The organism is Dactylosporangium sp. NPDC000521 (assembly GCF_042898305.1).
Classification (GTDB): domain Bacteria; phylum Actinomycetota; class Actinomycetes; order Mycobacteriales; family Micromonosporaceae; genus Dactylosporangium.
Window position 1 is genome coordinate 51,414 of record NZ_JBIAYW010000020.1, and the last position, 19,519, is coordinate 70,932.

Sequence of the window (19,519 nt, forward strand, 5' to 3'; positions counted from 1 at the left end):
AAGCTGACCCATTATTGCCCTTCGTCGTCGCCGGGTCACTCGTACGTGCCTACGGGTCGTCGACTTTCTCGAGTCCGCCAGATCGATCGTGCCTGGCGGCGGCTCCGGTGTGGGTACGCTGCGGACATTCCCTTGCATGACGAGACGCCCGATGATCACAATGAGCCGCGTGAACACCGATGATGCGTGGCGGCTGGTCGACCAGGCACGAGCCGACCTGCCAGAGCCGGTTGATGCGCACGACGTCGCTGCTCGCATGGCAGCCCTGCTGACCGCCCGCGAACCCGCCGACATCCTCGCGGTTGCCCAACCACTGTGGGATCTGTTCACGCAGTCGTACCGCGCCGACCTGTGGGCAGCCGCATATTTGATCAACGACGGCGCCTCCGACGACGGCTTCGACTACTTCCGCGGCTGGCTCATCGCCCAAGGACAAACCACCTACGAGCAGGCAGTCGCCTCGCCCGACAGTCTCGCCGGCCATCCCGCCGTCATCCAGGCCGCCACAGGCGACGGCGTGGACACCTGGTGCGAAGAAATGATCAGCATCGCGTGGAGCGCCTACGAAACCGTCACCGGCGAGCCACTGCCCGGCGACGCGCTCACCGGCAGCTACCCGGATCTCGACCCGGACTGGGACTTCGATTTCGACGACGACGCCGAGATGCGCCGCCGGCTGCCGCGACTTGCCGCCCTCTACCTCAACGACGACGCCTGACGACGAAGCCGGGCCTCCGCATCACCGACCTCGGGTTCCTGCGCTGTCCATGATGTGCACCCTCCTGCCGCCGCGATCCGCGCGGCACTTCCACGCGACGGGCGACCGGATCTGCCGATGTGTGGGCACGCGACGAGTCGACCTATCTCTATGCTCATCGGTATGTCGAGTTCAGGAGCCGCCGGCGTCACGGTCCTGCTGTGGGCCGTTGGTTGCGTGTCGCTCTACCTCGTTGTCCGGGCCGCGGTTCGCGTCGGCATCGAGGACGCATGGAAGCGTCGCGCACAACGGGAGAACTCCCAGCCGTAGGCGCATTCCGGTCCCGTGGGCCGCGCTCCATGAGCCGGCTCTTCGTCGTATCACCGTCGGTGCGTGGCTTCTTCATCGACTTGGCCCGGCACGTCGGCGCCTACCTGTGCGTCCTCGATGTCGAGGACGACGGGTTCATCGCCCTGTACGCACCTCAGCCGAACCCGTTTCTGGAGCAAATGGGGCGGCTCCGTCCGACCGCCTGAGTATCCGATCATGCCGCCGTCATGGTGCCGGGCGTCACCGGCCGGAGTTTCGCGGCCTGAGCCTACGATCAGGCCGGACTTCCGGTGAAAACTTTGCGGCGGCGGGCAACGCAGCGGGGCGATCCAGGCACTTAAACGCCGAGGAGGCGGGATGCGACTGGATGACGACGCCCGGCGGCGGTTCGGGGAGTACTTCGCGGCGCGGCACATCGTGGTCCGCCGCACGGCGTATCTGCTGTGCGGCGACTGGCACTGGGCCGACGACCTGACGCAGTCGACGTTCATCAAGGTCGCGGCCGGCTGGCATCGGATCCGCGACGTGCAATTGCTCGACGCGTACGTGCGCACCTGCTTGGTCCGGACCTTTCTCGCCGATACGCGCAGGTCGTGGCGGCGGCGGGAGCGCTCGTACGCCGACGTGCCGGACGGGCACGTCGGCGGCGACGGCGCCGAGTCGAGTGCGAGCCGGATGGTGTTCGCCGCGGCGCTGCAGCAGCTGCCGCCGCGGCAGCGGACGACGATCGTCTGCCGGTACTACCAGGGGCTTGACGTCGCCGAAACCGCCGCGGTGCTCGGATGCTCGGAGGGGACCGTGAAGAGCCAGACCGCCAAGGCACTCAGTACCTTGCGGGAGCGGCTCAGCGCGGGGCTGAAGGAGGAGTCGTGTCAGAACTGAGGCATCTGCTGGACGACCTTGCGAGCTCGCCGGCACCGGCGCCGCGCGCCGCGTCCGATGCGCTGTTCGATGCCGGGCGGCGGCGCCACCGACGGCGAACGGTGGTTGCGACCGCGCTTGCGACCGTCCCGATCCTCGCGGTGGGAGCCGCGATCGTGTGGCTGCCCGAGCGGCACACCGCCCCGCCGTCGGTCGGCAACTCGCCGTCTCCGTCCGTCTCCACGCGGACCGTCACAGTGGGCTGGGCGGAGGTGGCCGATTCGCAGCACGCGTACGCCCACGCGGCGGACACGATCTTCGGGACCGACGACGGCGGCCGGACCTGGACCGCGCGCAGCAGTCTCGCGGTGCAGGACGTGACGGTGTTGAGCGTAGGTGTAGTGCTCACCAAGGCCATTTCGAGCGGCGCCGACTCACCGCCGATGCGGCTGAGCACCGACGGCGGCCGCACCTTCGCCGACCTGGAGGACGCATCGGCGACGGTGCCGGCCGTGCCCGCCGGGGCCGCGGTGGTGTGCCGCGCGCGCGTCGCGCTGGCTCCGTGCAAGCTGTCCACGGTCGATCCGCAGACCCGACGGATCTCGCCGCTCGCGCACCAACCGGACCTGATCATGCCGTCGGCGGTCAACGTTGTCGATCCCTTCGGCCAGATCCAGCCTGGCGGCGACCGCATCGTGGTCGCCGGCGAGGCGCCGAACACCGGGCGGCCGGCGGTTGCGTTCTCCGACGACCGGGGCCGTACCTGGGAGACCCACGCGTTCACGGATCTGCCGTGCACCAAGGACTGCAACGAAAGCATCTCGGTCCAGTCGTCGGCGGACGGCACGACGCTCTACGCGATGGTCGAGGACCGCGAGACATACGAGGACCCCGAAAGGCGACAGGTGTACGTCTACTCGAAGCACCTCGGCGGGCGCTGGACCCGCACCGGCGACGTCATCGCGTACACCGGCACCGAAAGCTTCTACAGGTCGTTCGTCGCCGCGGACGGCACGCTCTTCGTCGGCACGTCCCGCACGCTGCAGGTTGGTCAGGAACTCAACTATCTCGAGCTGCGCAACGGCCACTTCGCCCCAGCGGACCTGGACGGCCTCTCACCGACGGCGATGCCAGTACGCCGGAACCGCAGCGGCGACGGGTACTTCGCGCTCGACATGATGGCGTACGCGCTGTACCAGTCGTCGGACGGCCGGCACTGGACCAAGTTCCCGCTCATGCGGTAGCCGGCTTGAGCACTGCGGTGACCACGTGTCCCGTGCGGGGCCAGACGGTATGACGTCTGGGCCCCGCACGGGACGGGAGTGTCAGCGCTTCATGAGGGCGAAGACTCCCCAGCTGAGATACTCACGCCCGTAGCGCGCGTAGCGGGCGGGCTCGGTGCTGAGTTCTTCCCGTACTTCGGGGGCGAGTTCGTCGTCCGGGTTCTGGTCGAGCCAGCGGCGCATGTTGAGCCACTGGGCCGCGGCGTAGCGGTCCCAGCTGTCCTGGTCGGCCAGCATCATTTCAACGACGTCGTACCCGAGTTCCTGGAACTGCTCGATCAGCTCCGGGAGGAGCAGGAAATCGGCGATGGAGGTGGCGTGGCATGCCTTGGCGGCCTCCTCGTCCGGAGGGGTCTGCCGCCAGTACGGTTCGCCGATCAGCATCAGTCCGCCGGGGCGCAGGCTGCGGTCGAGCAGCTCGGTTGTTCCGGCGACGCCGTTGCCGATCCACGTGGCGCCGACACAGGCGGCCAGGTCGACCGGTTGGTCCGCGACATGGCCGGCGGCATCACCGTGGATGAACTCGACCCGGTCGGCGACGCCGAGTTCGGCGGCGCGGGCCTGGGCCTGCTCGGTGAAGACCGTGCTGATGTCGACCCCGGTGCCGGTGATCCCGTGGTCACGCGCCCAGGTGCACAGCATTTCGCCCGAGCCGCTGGCCAGGTCCAGGGCTCGTGTCCCGGGGGCGAGGTGGAGCGATGCGCCTAGGGCGGCGAACTTGTCCGCGGTCAGCGGGTTGTGGATCCGGTGGCTGCTCTCACGGATGGTGAAGATGCGGGGAAGGTCCATAACCAGATTCCTTTCCGTCATGCCTTGAAGTGCGGGGATTGCTTGAGGGCACGCCGAAGCCGCGCGCCGTGCTTCGTCGGCCGCTCTCGCTCGGCGCGCAGCCGCGCGTCGGTGCGGGAGGCGACATAGGTGTTCTCGCACTGCAGCCGGTGGTAGCTGTCGAAGCGCCGCTGGGTGAGGTAGCCGTCCTCGACGGCGGCCAGCACGGCGCAGCCCGGCTCGCCGATGCCGGCACACCGGTCAGCCTTGGTGAGCACGACCACGGGTGTGGCCCCGCTCTCCCAGGCCAGGGCGAGCATCCGCTCGACCCGCCCGACCTTGAGCGGGGCGGCGAGGGAGACGGCCCCCGCCACGGCGTCGACGTTCGCGGCCAGCACCTGGGCTTGGGAGGTACGCGACACGGTGGAGCGGACTACGGGCGGTCCGGCGCTCCAGAACCTCCACCACCGTGGCGGAGGTCGTCGGGCCGGCCGGACGGACGGCAACCCAGTCGCCGGTGCACGGCGTCGGCCGGTCACCGGCGTCCGACGACGGTACGACCAGCGCGCGGACGGGTCCGGTCCTGGTGACGACGTCACACAGGCCGTGCTCGGCCCGCACGACGCGGCCCGGTACCAGTCCGTCGGCCCGCGACGGGGCAAAGGAGCGCTCACGCGCCGTGTCCCAGCCGTAGTCGGCAAGAGTCAGGACGCGCGCAGGAGGGGAGAGATCAGATGGGTATGAAGTGGGTTGATGAAACAAGGTGGAGACCTTCGAACGGGGGCCCCGCCGGACAACAGGCGTGCCGAGAACACTCCTACGAAGGAGGAAGGCAGGCGAAGGTCAGGACGAGGCCCGGGAGGTGAGGATGATCCGGGCACCGCACGCAGCGGGCGTCTCCATGCCGGTCATCAACACACCTCCTCAGATCGCCGTAAGCGAACTGGTCATCGCTCCGGCAAGTACGGTAACACCCTCCGTGGACGCCGGCGCCGCTCGGATGGCGCGTTGGATCCGTTGCGTCAAGCGTTGCCCTGGTCGGGCAGGCTTGACCGAGCCAGTTCTCGAACCGCCGGCGTCCAGTCCTGCCACTACGGTCGGCGTTCGCCGGGTTCCGGTTCCCGCCGACGTGATCGTGGTCGCCGTCCGGCTGTACCTGCGCTACGGCCTGTCCTACCGCGACGTGGAGGAAGTTGCTGATCGAACGGGTTGTCGAGGTGGACCACGTGACGATCTTCCGGTGGGTGCAACGCTTCACGCCGCTGCTCGCCGACGCCGCCAGATTCTGCCGGCATGCGCCCGGTGACAGGTGGTTCGTCGACGCCCCGCGCGGGCTCCGCGTCGCCGCGGCGTTCACCGAGCTCGCCGCCGCAATCTGACCAAGCCAGAACATCGGGCTCACGGTGCGACGCGATCAGATGCCGCAACGGCACCCGGTGTCCTGACTGCGGTCGGCTTACGGGGCGGGTGCACCGCCGCTACCGGCGGTGTGTCGACGACTCCGTTGTCGGCGGGCGGCAGGTTGTCCTGCATCTGCGGATGGGGATCTTTGTCTGCCCGCAGTCCGATTGCGCGGTGGCAAGGTTCGCCGAGCAGGTCGACGGCCTGACCCACCGATCTGCCCGGCGCACCGCCCCGGCCAGGAGCATCCTGCGAGCGCTCGGTCTGGCGCTGGCCGGCGGCCGGCCTTCCGGCTCACCGCCGGCCTCGGGGTCCCGGCCGTCGCAACACGCTGCCCGTTGTTCCACAGCAGCGCAACGAACCGGGCGGTGCGGCCGTCCTCGGCTGTGGGATTGCTCCGCTGCAATCCGCAGCGAGGGGGTTGGAGAGGGGGACTGGCCCGGAACCGCGGACGATACGCGCCGTCTCCGTCTTGCCAGAGCTTTCCGTAGGGGTAGCTGGTCAGCATCGCGTGCAGGAGGACTCTTTTCTGACGCTCCAGGTGAAGGTGGTACTGCCCTGTCCGCCTCCAACGGCCGTGACCGTGACGTTGTGGCTGCCAATGGTGCTGAGTGTGCCGCTGATCAGGCCGGTCGAGGGGTTGATGGCAAGCCCGGGAGGCAAGTCGGTCGCCGACCAGGTGTACGACCCGCTCCCGCCGGTGGCCCGCATCTGCAGCGCCACGGTGTCCAGCTTGAGCATGCTCTGGGTGCCAGGGTTGGTGACCGTCACCGCCCCGCTCGGCGGGGGTGTGGGAATGTCCGGTGGCGGGCACGTCAGCGATACCGGCAGAGACCCTGCCGTTCTGGTGATGAACTCCGGAGTCCCCGAAAGGTATTGGACGGTGGCGGTCGCTCGACCCGAGTAGTAGCCCGACTCGCAGAGCGTGCCCGGGTTGGTGACGCCAAGACCGAACAGGGTCAGGTTGGTGTTCTGCCAGACCTCTGTACGGCCGTTCACCGTTTGGCCGGGGCCGCTGACCAGCCCGTGGTAGAGCAACTCCACGGTGAGGTCGACGCGACGCACTGGACCGTCGCACTGGACACTTGCGGTGTAGTTGACGGTCTTGGAGTCAGTCTTGCCCGGTGGGCTGTCCGGCGTGATCCACCCGCAGTAGTGACCGTCGGAAACCGCGGCGGACGCCGGTGGGGCGAAGCCCAGGGATGCGATGGACGTGGCAGCCGTTGCCATGGTCAGCAGTAGGCGGGATCTGTCGCGATGCAAGAGTTTCACACGCATCGATGCATGTTCGCACGGAGGCGTCGGAGTCGGCAATGGTCGATCCTTCAGGGCTCCGTTGACCCAAACCGGGAGGGGACTGGGGCCTGCAGACGGAGGGCCCGATGGGGGAGCGCCATTGGCCTGGTAGCCGCGTGTCGGCGCTCGCAGGTCGTCATCTGTCTCGTCGACGAGCGACTATGACTTGATGACTTCGCCGTGGTAGGTGGCCGGGTCTGCGGCGATGAAGGAGCCGGTCCGGTTGGGATCTGCGTCCTGGTGCCGCAGGCCACCGACGTAGAGATTGGTGTACTTCTCAAACGGCTGATCCGTCAGCACCTCGAATGGTTTTCCGCCGTCGTTGACGGTTTGCGTCATTCTGTTCGAACCCACGAGAATGACAAGTTGCAGCTCATATCTGCAGTATGACTGTTTGGTGACGGACGTGAACGCCAGCGTCACCTGTTCGCCGGGTGCCAGGCTGATCGTGTGGGCGGCGAAGTATCCCTGGCCGTCGGAGGTCAGGGCCACCGGCTCGCGCATGTCGAGGTCGAAACTGATCGGGATGACGGAGCCCTCGCCCTGCGGCCCGCCGGTGAAGAAGTAGGTGCCGGTCAACGGGGCGGTGCAGTTTCTGTTGACCACCTTCAGGTCGACGATCCGCACCGGCTGATCGGCGTTTCCCGTCACGGCCACACTCACGAGCGAGGCGTCGACCGGCACCCCGTGATGTTCCTTGACGAGCGCGGCGAAGTCCTCCCCGTTGTGCTGGCTGACCTGGGTGAGGTGCGCGGGGTTGAGGGTCACCGCATCCGGCAGGACGGTGCCATGCGAGAACGGGTTGTCGATGACCTGGACGTCGTTGACGACCACGGGCGGGCCGGCCGAATGAGAGGACGCGGCCGGCGTGTCGGCTGCGGCGCCGGCAGCGGTGTCCGCGGGGCTGCTGATGAACGCGTTGAGCAGCAGGCCGCTGACGACGGTCGCGACGACGCCACCGATCACGGTGAGGCCCCACGGTCCCGCGAGATGATGCCGTATCTGCCGGGCGAACGTCAGCACGGCCGCCCTCCGGGGTGAGGGCGGGGCCGGGTCCGGTGGTGCGCCGACGACCCGCTCGATGGCCTGCACCCGTTGCTGGCCGCGCCAGGCGGCGAAGGCGGCGCGAAACGCCTCGTCGGCGGAGGACCGGGCCGTGACGGTCCGGGCTAGCTCCCCGGCCGCCGCCGCATCGTCCGGCGCGCTCCTGAGCGCGACCAGCTCCGCCGTTGCTGGATCGCCGAACACATCGGCGAGGCCGCTCCACAGCAGGCCGCCGTGAGTGCCGTCCGCCATTTCCGCCACTGCGCGGAGCAGGGCCGCGAGCCGCTCTTCCCCGTTGCTGTCATCGCTCATTGATGAAGATTCAGCCTTCGTGATAGGCGATGGGTGAATGTACTGTACGGTGGCGCGACCGATCAGGGCAGACGAAAGTCGAGATTCAGATCGCACGTCCCAGAAATGTATTGCCCCGGACCGCGGAATTCGGTGGAAGGCGGACAAGATGAGCGGATGGAAACTTTCGGTGAATATTGGCGACTCGACCGTCGCCGCCGTCGTCGTCGTTGACAACGGTGAAACCCTGGACACCGTCGAATTCCCCGCCCAACCCCTGCCAATCAACGACGGCACATTGTCGCTGCGTGATGCCCTCTCCGGCACGACACCGGACAACCAGGGCGTGGTGATCCGTGCCTGCGCGGACGCGCTACGGGCGGTGGCCGCGCGGGTGCCCGCGGCGCCGGACCGGCTGGTGCTCACCCACCCGGCAGGTTGGGGCGTGGCACCACTCACGGTGCTGCGCCAGGCGGCCGCGGAAGCTGCGCTGCCCGAACCGGAGTTCCTGGCCGCGCCGATCGCCGCCGCCCGGCGGGTCGCCGCCGACCGGGCGCCGGGCGACACCGTCGCGGTGCTGGACTTCGGTCACCGCGCCGTCGACATGCTCGTCGTGCGCCGGACCGCCGCCGACTTCGTCGCCGTCGGAACCGTCGGTTCGGTACACGTCGACGACGCCGAGCCGCAGGAGGCGACCGTCCGCCGGGCCGCCTTCGAGCTGCTCGCCACCGTCACCAACGCGGGCCTGGAGCCCAGTCAGCTGGCGGCGGTGCACGTCATCGGCGAAGGGACCATCCCCGCCACGACCCCGGACGTCGTACGCGCGACCCTCGGCGTCGAGACCCGCCTGGCGCCAGATCCCGCGATGGCTGCCGTACTCGGTGCCGCGGGCCCGTGGCCGCCCGTGGCCGCCGCACCCCGCCGGCGCTCCAGGCTTGCAGGGCTGGTCGCAATCGCTGCCGTCGTCATCGTGCTCGTCGCGGGAGCCGGGGCATACCTCGCGACCCGACCTTCCCGCGACACCACCGCGCCGGCAACTGCCGCGTCCGCCGCCACCTCGGGAGTGCCCGCGGTCGGTGTCGCCGCGGGCGTCTACGTCCTCACCCTGGCGGACACCGTCGCCCTGCCCGGAAGCGTGACCCCGATCGACCCGGCGACCAACGCCGCGCGCAAGCCCATCACCGTCGGCAGCAAACCGTTCGCGATCGTCGTCACCCCGGACGGCAAGCGGGCCTACGTAGCCAACACCGGCGTCGACACGGTGACGCCCATCGACCTGGCGACCGGCACGACGGCAACACCGATCAAGGTCGGCGCCGCGCCGGACGCTTTCGGGATGACCCCGGACGGCAAAACCGTGTACGTCTCCAACGCCGGGGCGAGCTCGGTGACCCCGATCGACACCACGTCGAACACCCCGGGCAAACCGATCCGCACGGACGAACATCCCGGCGTCATCGCGATCAGCCCGGACGGCAGGACCGCGTACGTCGCGAACGGCGGCGGCGTCGAGGACATCGGCACCGTGACCCCGATCGACACCGCGACGAACACCGCAGGCCCGTCGATCACCGTCGGCAGCCAGCCCGTCGCGATCGTGTTCACCCCCGACGGGCGCACCGCCTACGTGCTGAGCTGGACGCTGGGATCGGTCACTCCGATCGACACGGCGACCCGCACCGCGCGCCCGGCCATCAAACTCACGGGAGCGGTACAGCCGAAGGTCATGACCATCACGCCCGACGGCAAGACCATCTACGTTACCGGCGACACCAGCGCGGCGGTCATGGCCATCGACACCGCAACGAACACGGCCCGTCGGCCGATCTCCGTCGGCAGCGGGCCGGACGCGATCGCCATCACCCCGGACGGCGCCACGGCCTACGTCGCCAACTACGCGTCCAACGACGTAACTCCATTCAATGTCGTGACGGGCCTCGCCCGGGCGTCGATTCCGATCGGCATGCATCCCACGTTCATGGCCATGACCGCGAACGGGGAGACCCTCTACGTCGCCGGCATTGGCCGCGACGGCTCGGGGATCGCCACCGTGATCGACGTCAGGACCGGCAAGGCCGCCGCGCCCATCAGCCTGCCCGGCACCCCGGTCGCCATCGTGGTCACGCCGACCGGCGGGCCGGCCCCGCACGCCACGACCGCCGCCCCGGCCGCGACCGGCGCTGCCGCGACCGGGCAGGGAGGTCCAGGCACCATCTGCGGACCGGGCGGCAGCTTCGACGGCAGAGCGACGGAGCTGGTCATCACCACCGGCACCCTCACCTGCCAAGTCGCCCAGGAGGTGCTTGCCCGCTACACCTCGCCGTCCACCCCAAAGCAGGGCAGTGCCGGCCTGGCAGAGTTCGACGGCTGGCAGTGCGGCCACCAGAGCGTCGCCCAGATCGACGCCACCGGCCTGGTCCTGGGCTGCGGCCGAGCAGACGGCAGCGCGGCCTTCGTCACCAGGATCGCGACCCCATAGGCCATACGATGACCACAATGGACGGCAGGGCGGAGGCGGGGACGACGAATCGCACGCGCGCCGTCACGGCGGTTGCCGGGCCGGCGGCCCGCCCTGTGAATACAACGCCGGCGACGTGATCCGGCAGCACGACCAACCGTGCTTGGCAATCTCGGCAAGCACTCATGCCGATGACAGTGCGGCGCCGCCTCACAGCATGCGAGGCGACTCAGTCGAAGGCGATTCGCATCAGCCTGCCGGCGGCCCAGTCCTCCAATCGGGTCGGCCTGATGGTGCCAGGGTCGTGGGGCTGGTTGAGGTAGTCGACGATGGCTGCGATGACTGCGGCCCGTTCGGTGGGATCGGTGACCGTTGTCGCGTGCGCCAGCAGGTGCACGGTTACCCGGAGCTTCGAGTTGTACGGGATGCCGTACTGGACAGCGCTCGTAATCAGGAGGGCCGCGCCGCGCATCGCGGAGCTGCCGGAGGCCGGCGATGACCTGCTCCGCGGTCCCGGATGGGGAGGGGGTCAGGAACGGCAGCCGGCTCCGTCGCGGCGTCGATCATCCACCGCGGCACGGCGAAGCGCCGCACGCGCTGCCATCCCTCGAGCCGGGCAGCGTCAATCGTCACATCGCACATTCCCATTTCCGAAGTCGAGGAGCTGGCGGCGGCAACCCGACACGCTCAATACCGAGCTGGTCGCGTCAGGTCTCTGCGCTCCGGTCACCGGCAACGATGGGAAAGGGGTTCGTCCGATCGGATGTGATGGATTGACGGGTCGGTGGATGCTGGTGGCCATCGGTGGGTGATCGGCTGGTTGCGGTTGGCGACTGCTACCGGCTGGAGGCTGAATCGGGTATGACCGCAGTGCTGCCGGACCCTGCCGGTTCCCGTGCGGTGCTCGTCGGGGTCTCGCGATACCGGCGAATGGATGGCCTCGGCTCCGTGCGGCACAACCTCGAGGCGCTGCGCGGCCTGCTCGTCGACGCCGGCCGTTGGGGCCTGCCAGACGGCAATTGCGTGGTGCTGCCCGAGCCGGAGAGCACCCGCGAGGTGCTGGACGTGCTGCACGAGCAGGCCGTGCAGGCGACCGACACGCTGCTGTTCTACTTCGCCGGCCACGGCCTGATCGACGTACGCGACGAGCAGGAGCTGTACCTGGCTCTCGGCTCCGCGGACCAGGAGCGCCCCAAGCGCGACTCGATCCCCTACAAGTGGGTCCGCGACGAGTTCCTCGACGCCACGCGCGCCCGGCGGAAGATCGTTATCCTCGACTGCTGCTACAGCGGTCGTGCGCTCGGCCAGTGGATGGGCGCCGAGGGGGCGGTGCCCGACGGCCTGGACATCTTCGGGACCTGCACGCTGACCGCGACCGCACGGACCAGGATGGCGCTCGCTCCGTCGGGGCAGCGTTACACGGCCTTCACCGGCGAACTGATCGCGGCGCTGCAGGAGGGCATTCCCCAAGGACCGGAGCTGCTGGACCTCGACACGCTGTTTCGTCATGTGGACCGGCGGCTGCACGCCCGCGGCTGGCCGCGCCCTCAACGCGGCGCGCTGGACAACGGCGGCATGGTCGCCCTCGCCCGCAACGTAGCGCACGCTCGACCCGCCGCCGGCCAACCGCAGAGCCCGCCGGCCGCCCCACCGGCGCAAGAGCAGGCGCAGATGCAGGCGCAGGCACCGCTGGACGGCACCTGCCCGATCTGCGGGGCCGCACTGGACGCTCCGGGTCGCCGGGATCCTCAGGCCGGGCGATATGACGCGCCGCCGTCCTTCCTGCTGGAGGTCGGAGCCCGGGACCACTCCGGAGAGTTCGCGTGGCGGGTCACCGCACCAGGCACGAGCCTTCCGCCGGCGGTCTCGGTGCGACCGGCGTTCGTGGAGTCCGAGGTCGAGTACACCTACCGGCTCTGCGCCGACGGTCACATCTTCCCGCACACCCCATCGTCGGGCCGGCACCGGATCGACCGCTGGAACATGACCGCGGTCGTGGGCATCGTCGCCGGCGGCAAGACGTACCTGCTCGTCCGGATGCTGAACCAGCACCTGACCGACACCGAGAACATCTTTCCCCGCGCCGACGCGCGGCCGCTGCAGAGGTTCCAGCTGAGCCCGCTCGAGCACCACTCGTTGACCCGCCGCTATGAGGAGTACACGCAGACCCTCCGCGAAGGCCGGCCCATCTCACCGACCAGTGCCGAGGACAACCGGCCGGCGCGGCTACTGCAGGAGCTGCTACCGGACGCGCTCGACGCGATCCGCGAAGTCATCCGCAGGACGGTCGTCGACGGTGCTCGACGTGCCGAACGCTGGGGGCTGGGCCGTCGCCAGCCCTATGTGATCCGCACCGGCAGCGCAGGCGTGCAGACCTGGAACGGATTCGACAATCTGCCGGGAGAGCTGTTCGCGGCAGGCGGACACGAGTCCGATGTGCTTCGTGGGTACGACACGCTGATCTGGGCGATCGATCCGGCGGTCGCCGCCGATGCGCTGGACCCGCTGCTGAAGGACGGGGCCGACGATGTCCTCGACGGAAGTCTTCGCCCCGGCACCACCGCCGCCGTCGGGTCGGCCCTTGTCCGGTCCGAGCGCAGACGTACCGAACACGACATCGGCAGCAGCCTCACACTTGCGGCCGGCGGCGCGGACGTCCTGGTCGCGATCACCAAGTGCGACCTGATCCACGCGGCGTTGCGCAGGAGCAGCAACCTCGAGGACCTGGGCCGGCGGGGCAGCGTCCGCCGCGGCGTCGCCGCGTACCTGGCGACGGCCGGCAGCCGGAACGCGCAGCTGTCGGACCACCTGCTCGCCGGCCGTCCCGGCTACGAGCAACGGGTCTACCAGGTCGCCGACGGGCTGCTCGCCCACTACTCCCGCGACGACGCGTTCTGGGGTCTGATCGAGGAAGGCCTGCGGGACGTCGTCGACGTGCCCGGCCTCCGCATCGACGTCGACTCGATCGGTGAGCACCTGGACCGGTCCGAGGACGAGCCGGACGCGCTGCTGATCCGCGACCTCGTCCTGTCGGCCGTCGGGTGCGGCATCGCGTTCGGCCTCGGCCACGAGACCACGATCATGTCGCTGCTGCGGGGTGGGCGGCGCGTGCAGCTGTTCCCGTGCTCAGCGCTCGGGACGGTCCCGGCCGCCCGGTCAGCGGGCAGCGGCCTGGCGGAGATGTTCCGGCTGGAGCCGCTGGAGCCAGGAGCCCGGTTCCCGGAGGCCGCGGACCGGTCCGCGGCCCTGACCCAGCTGCTGCTGGCCGCGCTGCGGAGGGCCCGCTCCTGAGCCGGCGCCAGGTGCGAACAGAGCCAGGGTGTCACGTTTATATTGAGCGTTGCCCTGGTCGGGCAGGCCCGGGCGGTGCAACCACATCCTGAACCCGCCCTCCACAGCTGTCGACACGCTTGACCGGGCGGCCGCCAACACTGCCCAGCGACGACGAGTCATCCGTGGCCTCCGGCCATCATTGGGTCTGCTTCGAGCGGTGTCGCAGCTACTTGAGTAGCGGATGCAAGTTCAGAGGGCTACCGGACCTGCCGATGAGCGGGCCCGCGGTCGAACCGGCAGCGGGCTGGTCTGGCCGTCACGGTGCCTGTTCCGTGAGTGCGGACTTGTACCCCTTGAGGCGTTCAAGCTCGCGCTCGGCTGCTGCACGGTCACGGATGACGTCCTTGACATAGTCGCGCACCTGCCGGTCGGCTTCATCCGGTCGGGGCTCGGCGGGAGCAGGCACTTGACCTGACAGCTCCCACGCCCACTCATCCAGCGTCGAATCGATCTCCTGGGCCGCCGCCAGGTCCACAGCGTTCGATGTGATTTCGCCCTGTAGATACCCGGACGCCGAGCGGGTGCGGGCATGGCTCAGCCACACGCAGTGCGCGGGTATCGTTGTCGATCGCACTCGCCGAGCGACACGGAAGGCCTCGATGAGGACTGAGCGGGTCACCGAGGACATGATTGCGGATTCTCGGAAGCTGGCCGGGCTCGACCCGGCTGTTGGCGTTCCCGAGCTGGCTCGCTGCCTGATGAGGTTCGGATGGCAGGTTCGACGCGAACGACCGACGCAATCCCTTCCGTACTTCGAGGAGGCCGCCGACCTCTGGCGGGTCCTGGCGGCCGATGGAGCCGCGGCGCATCTCGCCAGCGCGTCGCGGGCGTTCGCCTCGCTGGCCCAGCTGTACTCGGGTGTCCACGCCGACGAGCGCGCCTTGGCCGCACGGCACCAAGCTGCGGCGTACGCCCGGCAGGCCAGCCCACAACCGAAAGATCTCGACACGAAGGTACTCATGGATCTCGCGTCCGGCCTTGCCGAGGCGGGACAGTTCGCGCAGGCCGTCACCGTGCAACGTGAGGTTGTCGACAGCTACCGTGCGGCCGGACCGCGGAACGGCCCTGACCAGCCGACCTCGGTCATGTGGGCACTGCTGGATCTGGCCATCTATCTCGACCTGGCCGGTGAGACCGACGCGAGCCTGGAGATCGAGCGCGCGGCCCTCGCACAGCAACGCCACGAGGCAGAAGCCGATCCCGCGTGGCTGCCGATCCTGGCGATCTGGACGGCGGGGTCGTCGGTCTGGTTCGCAGAGACCGGCCACCCGACGACCGCGCACGAACTCCTGCGGGAATCCGTCGCCGCCTGCGAGCAACTACCCTCCGCCGGAGGCGGCGGCAACTACCAGTTCCGCCGGGCTGTCCAAGGGGCGCTTTTCGCCCGATCCGGCACCCGGGACGAGCGGCCCCGAGCCGGCCGACCGACCCCGGTCGGCGTCGAGGCGCACGCGCGCTTGCAACCAGTCGCCGGCCTGAGCTTGCACCATTGGTCCTTCAGCCTCCGAGAGGCGTACCAGGCAGGCCTCCTCGACATCGACGGAGCAATCGCGGCCTATGCCGATCGCCTCCCGCACGACACGGACCGGCTCGCCGAGCTCGGCACCCTGATCCGCCGCCGTGCCATCCGCGCCTCGGTACTCTTCGACCTGCCCCAGCAGGTCCACGACGAGATGACCCTGACGCTCGCCCGAAGCGTCGACCTCGAGCGCGAACTCCACCGCACCGCGCCCGGCCCTGAAACCACCAGGCGACTGGTCCGAGCACTGACTGACCAAGCCATGGGCCACCTCGCCACCGGCGATTACGCCACGGCCACCGACGACCTGCGCGAAGCCCTCGCCCTCCAGGGGCAGCGCCTGACCTGCTGAACATCCGCGTCTCCCGCGAATCAAACCCTGATCGGCCGGCGTGCCTCGCCTACCCCCGGTGTGGATGGAAGGGTGGAGTCGCCGCTGCATGGTGGATGCCCGAGGAAACGCTGCGTAGAACGGTGGATCATCTTGGCGAACAGGTGGGCGGGACTTGCGGCTCTGCTTGCGGGGTTCTTCGTCATCTTGCTCGATACGACGATCGTGGCGGTCGCGAGCCCGAGCATCCAGACTGATCTCAAGCCGGACGTGTCCGGGCTGTTCTGGGTGACGGCCGGGTATCTGCTGGCCTTCTCGGTCCCGTTGCTCGTCGCCGGGAGGCTCGGCGATCGGTACGACCCCAAGCGCGTGTTCCTGGTCGGGATGGCGGGCTTTGCGGTGGCCTCGGCGTTGTGCGGGCTGGCGCCGTCGGTTGGCTGGCTCGTTCTGTTCCGGGCTGTGCAGGGTCTTGCGGCGGCCGCGATGGCTCCTCAACCGCTCACGCTGATTCGCCGCCTGTTCGACGCCGATGAGCGCGGGCGAGCGCTCGGTGCGTGGGGCTCTGTCGCGGCAGCCGGCGCACTCCTCGGTCCGGTCCTCGGGGGCCTGTTGACAGCGGCCCTCGATTGGCGGTGGATCTTCTGGGTCAATGTTCCGCTCTGCGGAGTCGCACTGCTCATGGGGCTGCGGTGGATTCCCGGCAGCCGAGGTACGGCCGCGCAGCTTGACCCGCTGGGGGCCGTCACGAGCACGGCTGGACTTGGTGCTCTGGTCTGGGTGCTACTCGCCTGGCGTGACATCTCGGCACCCGCGATCGTTGCCGCTGTCGCCGTCGCCGTAGCGCTGCTGATCGTCTTCGCGCTCCACGAGCGGCGGATGGGCCCTGCGGCCCTGGCGCCATTGGGGCTGTACCGCTCGGCCGGATACCGGGCGGCGAGCGTTGCGATGGCGGCTCTGGGCACGGCCTTCATCGCGATGGCGCTACCGGCGATGCTGTACCTGCAGGAGGTGAGGGGCCTTGGGCCGATGGGGGCAGCCTTGGTGATGGCCCCGGACGCTGTGGTGGCGGCCGTGTTGTCCCCCGCCGCGGGGCGGTGGGTGGACCGTGTGGGACCACGCCGCCCGGCGACCCTGGGGATGGTGCTGCTCGCGGCAAGTCTGTTCCTGATCGGACTTGTGGTCGTCCTCGAAGTCGACCCGTGGTGGATGGCGCTCGGGGCTGCGGTACTCGGTGTCGCGAATGCCGTGGCCTGGTCGCCGCTGTCGGTTGCCGCGATGGCGTCTGTGGACGCAGCGGCGGCCGGCGCAGCCTCGGGAATGTTCACCGCCGTCCGGCAGGTGGCGGCGGTGACGGGCGTTGCGGTCACGGGTGCGGTCTTGTCCGGCCTGGGATCGTCTCCGACGCTGGCCTTCAGCGTAGTGTTCGCGGTCCTGGCTGTCGTAGCGATCGTTGGCGTCATCGCCGCAGCCCGGCTGCCCTTGACATCGACAGATGACAACGCCGACGTCAAGATGCGTGGACGCCGGGCGAGTGCCTACTCAGCTGCGTCCGGCGTCGTGCGGTATCGGTAGCGGACGCACGGTGCCTGACCGCCACGCGTTCAGATCGGCGTCAGTGCACGACATGACAGCGATGAGGCTCTCGACGACGGCCACATTGTCCTCCTCGCTGTCCTCGTCCGTGGCGAACGTCAACGACGGCAGCACGGTCAGCAGGTCGCAGCCCTGAATCTCGAACGAGTCGAGGCTCCACTCCACCATCGCATTGACCGCCGCGTCGTTGACGATCGCCTCGGCGTAGGCTGGCGAGAGGCAGTCGACCATCACCTTGATGCGGCCGCGTGTGCGGCCCGGGACGATCCCGACGCGAATGTTGGGCAAGCTGTGGCTGAGGTGTACGGCGCAGACGGTGACCGGTTTGCGGCTCCAAGCCGGGAACACCGCCGACGGCTCCGGCCGGAAGGCGTCGACGATGGTGAACGCGAACCCATCGATCGAGCCGGACACTCCGGCATAGTGACCGCGCAGCTTCGCCGTGGGCCTGTTCATGGCCTCCGCGAAGGTGTTCGCCACCGCGAACGGGCCGAAGTCCCAGCGTTTCGTCAGATCCGCAACGGTTCGTGCGAAACGCCAGCCCTTCGCCTCCGCAAAGGCCCTGCGTCGCGCGATGACGGCGGCGCGTACGGGACGCTCCCGCCACCTCGGCACCATGAAGTAGGCGACAGTGCCCGCGAAGTACAGCAGGATCGCCACCGGCCAGGTGATCCACTGCGCGGTCCAAGCGGCCCCGGCTGCGCCTGCCATGCTGAGGAACACCGGCGTGAAACTCTGGATCGCTGTGCCGTCCACACGATGATCCACACGCCACTTGCCGGCCTCGCCGCCGTTGAGGCCAGCCGCGATCGCAAGGTTCAGCCCGGTGATCACGAGCGCGCCGATCATCGCGGCACGAGCCCCGACCCGCCAATCGTGGTCGTTGGCGTCCGAAACGGCGAACAACAGCACCAGCGGTACCGCGGCGAGGAACAGCGGCAGTCGGCCCCAGCCCGACCAGGCGGTCATGCGAGCCCTCCCCTTACGTGCAGCAGCGTGAACGCGCGACTCATGTGACGAGGGTGCGGATGATCGCGTCGGTTCGTCCAATACCGGGTCCCATGCTTTCGATAAGCTGGGCTTATCAGCGAGGGCTACGAGTCCACCGGTTGGACGGTGGCGGGCCGTCGCGTAGCCGAACGCGACCGTCGCCACGCGAACAGCAGGATCGGCGGCAACGGCAGCAGCCACATCGACAGCCCGAACGCTAGCGCCGACGCGGCGAGCGCATGTCCTCAACCGACACAACGGCGAACAACAACAAGATCACGTGCACTGTCATGCCGCGATCCGATCGCGGCGGAGCGTTACAGCGGCCGTCATGGCAGTTCGCGGACATGCCGATGAGCGATCGCCCGATCATGGATCGAGGCCGAGCTGGCGGCCGCCGATGACCGGGCGTGATCTTCGCGCAGTGGAAGGCGCCAGGTCAGGGAGACGGTCGTGGCAATCCGGAAGACATCCATCTCCGAGGTGCCCTACGACGAACGCGAAAACCTGCTCTTCTACGTCGACGGCCCGCGCGGCTACTCCTACCTCGGCGACGACTCGTACGTGGTGGCAGAAGCCGGCGCTCAGAACTGCGGATGCGACACACATGATCATGGCTGGACGGCGCATCGATTGGAGCGTCCGGCGTATCTCGAGGATGTCGCGGCCGCTGCAGGGCTACGGCTGCTTCCCCGCCTGCTGCCCATTCGATTGAGGGTCGGACGCCGGGCCGAGCTGACCGGCTTCCACTGGGCGCGCCGCCCAGAACGGGTGCAGCAGCGGCACCAGCGCCGCCAGGTAGGCACGCGCGTCGCCGGGGCCGCGCAGCGGCAATCTCACGCCCACCGAGAACACACCCCACGTGTACTCGTCCGGCCCGCATTCTTCGTCGCAGAACTGCGGATGCCCGGCTAGGAAGTACCCCGCGCCCTCGGCCGTCCAGACCAGCCCAGCACGCCCGTCGTCGGGTGCGATGACGTATCCGTCGCCCTCGACCCCGAAACCGGTGATCATGCCGAGCCGCCACCCGCCGACCTCGGACTCTGCGATGACCGGAAACCCGTGGTACGCGGGCGCGTCCCCTGGCGGCGCCAGGAACGCAGGCAGCGCCGGATCGATCGACACGGCATCCTCGTCGACCAGCACCTCTCGGACCACGGGCGGCACGTGGTGCTCAAACACGCCGTCGATCCTCGCACAGACCGGCTTCACCGAACGACGGCATCCTCATCTGCCGCCGTTGGTGCGCCGCGGCCGATCCGTGCACGTCACAGCGAGCGACCAGCGCGGCGAGGCCAGAACTTCCTGTCCTGCTGATGTGCGC

17 protein-coding genes and 1 pseudogene are annotated in these 19,519 nt (G+C 69.1%); 10 read left to right on the plus strand and 8 right to left on the minus strand.

Features of this window, described 5'->3' with window-relative positions; all coding sequences use genetic code 11:
* Nucleotides 1–169 precede the first annotated feature (169 nt).
* The 5 genes from ACFY3L_RS42355 (at nucleotide 170) to ACFY3L_RS42375 (ending at nucleotide 3,132) form a co-directional block, all read left to right on the plus strand.
* Nucleotides 170–718, plus strand: coding sequence for a DUF4240 domain-containing protein (locus tag ACFY3L_RS42355; RefSeq protein ID WP_389338483.1), 549 nt, complete (start codon nucleotides 170–172; stop codon nucleotides 716–718).
* Between the two features lie 162 nt (nucleotides 719–880).
* Nucleotides 881–1,027, plus strand: coding sequence for a hypothetical protein (locus tag ACFY3L_RS42360; RefSeq protein WP_389338195.1), 147 nt, complete (start codon nucleotides 881–883; stop codon nucleotides 1,025–1,027).
* 29 nt (nucleotides 1,028–1,056) lie between these two features.
* Entirely contained in the window at nucleotides 1,057–1,233 is a 177-nt protein-coding gene (locus tag ACFY3L_RS42365) for a hypothetical protein (RefSeq protein WP_389338198.1), read from the plus strand.
* Nucleotides 1,234–1,384: 151 nt separating this feature from the next.
* Entirely contained in the window at nucleotides 1,385–1,909 is a 525-nt protein-coding gene (locus ACFY3L_RS42370) for a SigE family RNA polymerase sigma factor (RefSeq protein WP_389338201.1), read from the plus strand.
* On the plus strand, nucleotides 1,897–3,132 hold the full coding sequence (locus tag ACFY3L_RS42375; protein ID WP_389338204.1) for a hypothetical protein: 1,236 nt from the start codon (nucleotides 1,897–1,899) through the stop codon (nucleotides 3,130–3,132). Before ACFY3L_RS42370 ends, ACFY3L_RS42375 begins: the two co-directional genes overlap by 13 nt.
* A gap of 81 nt (nucleotides 3,133–3,213) precedes the next feature.
* Here ACFY3L_RS42375 and ACFY3L_RS42380 read toward each other — a convergent pair whose 3' ends face one another.
* The gene (locus tag ACFY3L_RS42380) at nucleotides 3,214–3,960 is read right to left on the minus strand and encodes a methyltransferase domain-containing protein (protein ID WP_389338207.1); all 747 of its coding nucleotides are present in this window, start codon (nucleotides 3,958–3,960) and stop codon (nucleotides 3,214–3,216) included.
* 17 nt (nucleotides 3,961–3,977) lie between these two features.
* On the minus strand, nucleotides 3,978–4,361 hold the full coding sequence (gene rsgA, locus ACFY3L_RS42385) for a GTPase RsgA (RefSeq protein WP_389338210.1): 384 nt from the start codon (nucleotides 4,359–4,361) through the stop codon (nucleotides 3,978–3,980).
* A 663-nt stretch (nucleotides 4,362–5,024) separates the two neighbouring features.
* Between rsgA and ACFY3L_RS42390 the strand changes: the two are divergent.
* Nucleotides 5,025–5,315, plus strand: a pseudogene (locus ACFY3L_RS42390) (IS6 family transposase); the annotation flags it as partial.
* 526 nt (nucleotides 5,316–5,841) lie between these two features.
* On the opposite strand, the gene ACFY3L_RS42395 reads toward ACFY3L_RS42390, so the two are convergent.
* Together ACFY3L_RS42395 and ACFY3L_RS42400 are read right to left on the minus strand one after the other, a co-directional pair.
* The gene (locus tag ACFY3L_RS42395) at nucleotides 5,842–6,618 is read right to left on the minus strand and encodes an Ig domain-containing protein (protein WP_389338213.1); all 777 of its coding nucleotides are present in this window, start codon (nucleotides 6,616–6,618) and stop codon (nucleotides 5,842–5,844) included.
* A 177-nt stretch (nucleotides 6,619–6,795) separates the two neighbouring features.
* A complete protein-coding gene (locus tag ACFY3L_RS42400) occupies nucleotides 6,796–7,992 on the minus strand; it encodes a hypothetical protein (protein WP_389338215.1) in 1,197 nt (398 codons plus the stop codon).
* A gap of 49 nt (nucleotides 7,993–8,041) precedes the next feature.
* Between ACFY3L_RS42400 and ACFY3L_RS42405 the strand changes: the two genes are divergently transcribed.
* Nucleotides 8,042–10,450, plus strand: a complete 2,409-nt coding sequence (locus tag ACFY3L_RS42405) for a beta-propeller fold lactonase family protein (RefSeq protein ID WP_389338218.1) — start codon at nucleotides 8,042–8,044, stop codon at nucleotides 10,448–10,450.
* Nucleotides 10,451–10,658: 208 nt separating this feature from the next.
* On the opposite strand, the gene ACFY3L_RS42410 is transcribed toward ACFY3L_RS42405, so the two are convergent.
* Complete coding sequence (locus tag ACFY3L_RS42410) at nucleotides 10,659–10,901, minus strand: hypothetical protein (protein ID WP_389338221.1); 243 nt, start codon at nucleotides 10,899–10,901, stop codon at nucleotides 10,659–10,661.
* A 389-nt stretch (nucleotides 10,902–11,290) separates the two neighbouring features.
* On the opposite strand from ACFY3L_RS42410, the gene ACFY3L_RS42415 reads away from it, so the two are divergent.
* Nucleotides 11,291–13,720, plus strand: coding sequence for a caspase domain-containing protein (locus ACFY3L_RS42415; RefSeq protein WP_389338224.1), 2,430 nt, complete (start codon nucleotides 11,291–11,293; stop codon nucleotides 13,718–13,720).
* Between the two features lie 298 nt (nucleotides 13,721–14,018).
* On the opposite strand, the gene ACFY3L_RS42420 is transcribed toward ACFY3L_RS42415, so the two are convergent.
* Nucleotides 14,019–14,237, minus strand: coding sequence for a hypothetical protein (locus ACFY3L_RS42420; protein ID WP_389338227.1), 219 nt, complete (start codon nucleotides 14,235–14,237; stop codon nucleotides 14,019–14,021).
* 124 nt (nucleotides 14,238–14,361) lie between these two features.
* On the opposite strand from ACFY3L_RS42420, the gene ACFY3L_RS42425 reads away from it, so the two are divergent.
* Together ACFY3L_RS42425 and ACFY3L_RS42430 are read left to right on the plus strand one after the other, a co-directional pair.
* Nucleotides 14,362–15,633: a hypothetical protein gene (locus tag ACFY3L_RS42425; RefSeq protein ID WP_389338230.1), complete on the plus strand. Its 1,272-nt coding sequence runs from the start codon at nucleotides 14,362–14,364 to the stop codon at nucleotides 15,631–15,633.
* Between the two features lie 132 nt (nucleotides 15,634–15,765).
* Nucleotides 15,766–17,184: an MFS transporter gene (locus tag ACFY3L_RS42430; RefSeq protein WP_389338233.1), complete on the plus strand. Its 1,419-nt coding sequence runs from the start codon at nucleotides 15,766–15,768 to the stop codon at nucleotides 17,182–17,184.
* Here ACFY3L_RS42430 and ACFY3L_RS42435 read toward each other — a convergent pair.
* A complete protein-coding gene (locus tag ACFY3L_RS42435) occupies nucleotides 17,152–18,174 on the minus strand; it encodes a hypothetical protein (RefSeq protein ID WP_389338236.1) in 1,023 nt (340 codons plus the stop codon). The two genes, ACFY3L_RS42430 and ACFY3L_RS42435, sit on opposite strands and share 33 nt — an antisense overlap.
* A 699-nt stretch (nucleotides 18,175–18,873) precedes the next feature.
* Nucleotides 18,874–19,377: a hypothetical protein gene (locus ACFY3L_RS42440; protein WP_389338238.1), complete on the minus strand. Its 504-nt coding sequence runs from the start codon at nucleotides 19,375–19,377 to the stop codon at nucleotides 18,874–18,876.
* Nucleotides 19,378–19,519 lie beyond the last annotated feature (142 nt).

Coding starts and splice junctions, on each gene's coding strand:
- ACFY3L_RS42360 (WP_389338195.1), top strand. CDS start 881: ATGTCGAGTTCAGGAGCCGCCGGCGTCACGGTCCTGCTGTGGGCCGTT.
- ACFY3L_RS42400 (WP_389338215.1), bottom strand. CDS start 7,992: ATGAGCGATGACAGCAACGGGGAAGAGCGGCTCGCGGCCCTGCTCCGC.
- ACFY3L_RS42410 (WP_389338221.1), bottom strand. CDS start 10,901: ATGCGCGGCGCGGCCCTCCTGATTACGAGCGCTGTCCAGTACGGCATC.
- ACFY3L_RS42415 (WP_389338224.1), top strand. CDS start 11,291: ATGACCGCAGTGCTGCCGGACCCTGCCGGTTCCCGTGCGGTGCTCGTC.
- ACFY3L_RS42380 (WP_389338207.1), bottom strand. CDS start 3,960: ATGGACCTTCCCCGCATCTTCACCATCCGTGAGAGCAGCCACCGGATC.
- ACFY3L_RS42370 (WP_389338201.1), top strand. CDS start 1,385: ATGCGACTGGATGACGACGCCCGGCGGCGGTTCGGGGAGTACTTCGCG.
- ACFY3L_RS42435 (WP_389338236.1), bottom strand. CDS start 18,174: ATGACCGCCTGGTCGGGCTGGGGCCGACTGCCGCTGTTCCTCGCCGCG.
- ACFY3L_RS42395 (WP_389338213.1), bottom strand. CDS start 6,618: ATGCGTGTGAAACTCTTGCATCGCGACAGATCCCGCCTACTGCTGACC.
- ACFY3L_RS42425 (WP_389338230.1), top strand. CDS start 14,362: ATGAGGACTGAGCGGGTCACCGAGGACATGATTGCGGATTCTCGGAAG.
- ACFY3L_RS42365 (WP_389338198.1), top strand. CDS start 1,057: ATGAGCCGGCTCTTCGTCGTATCACCGTCGGTGCGTGGCTTCTTCATC.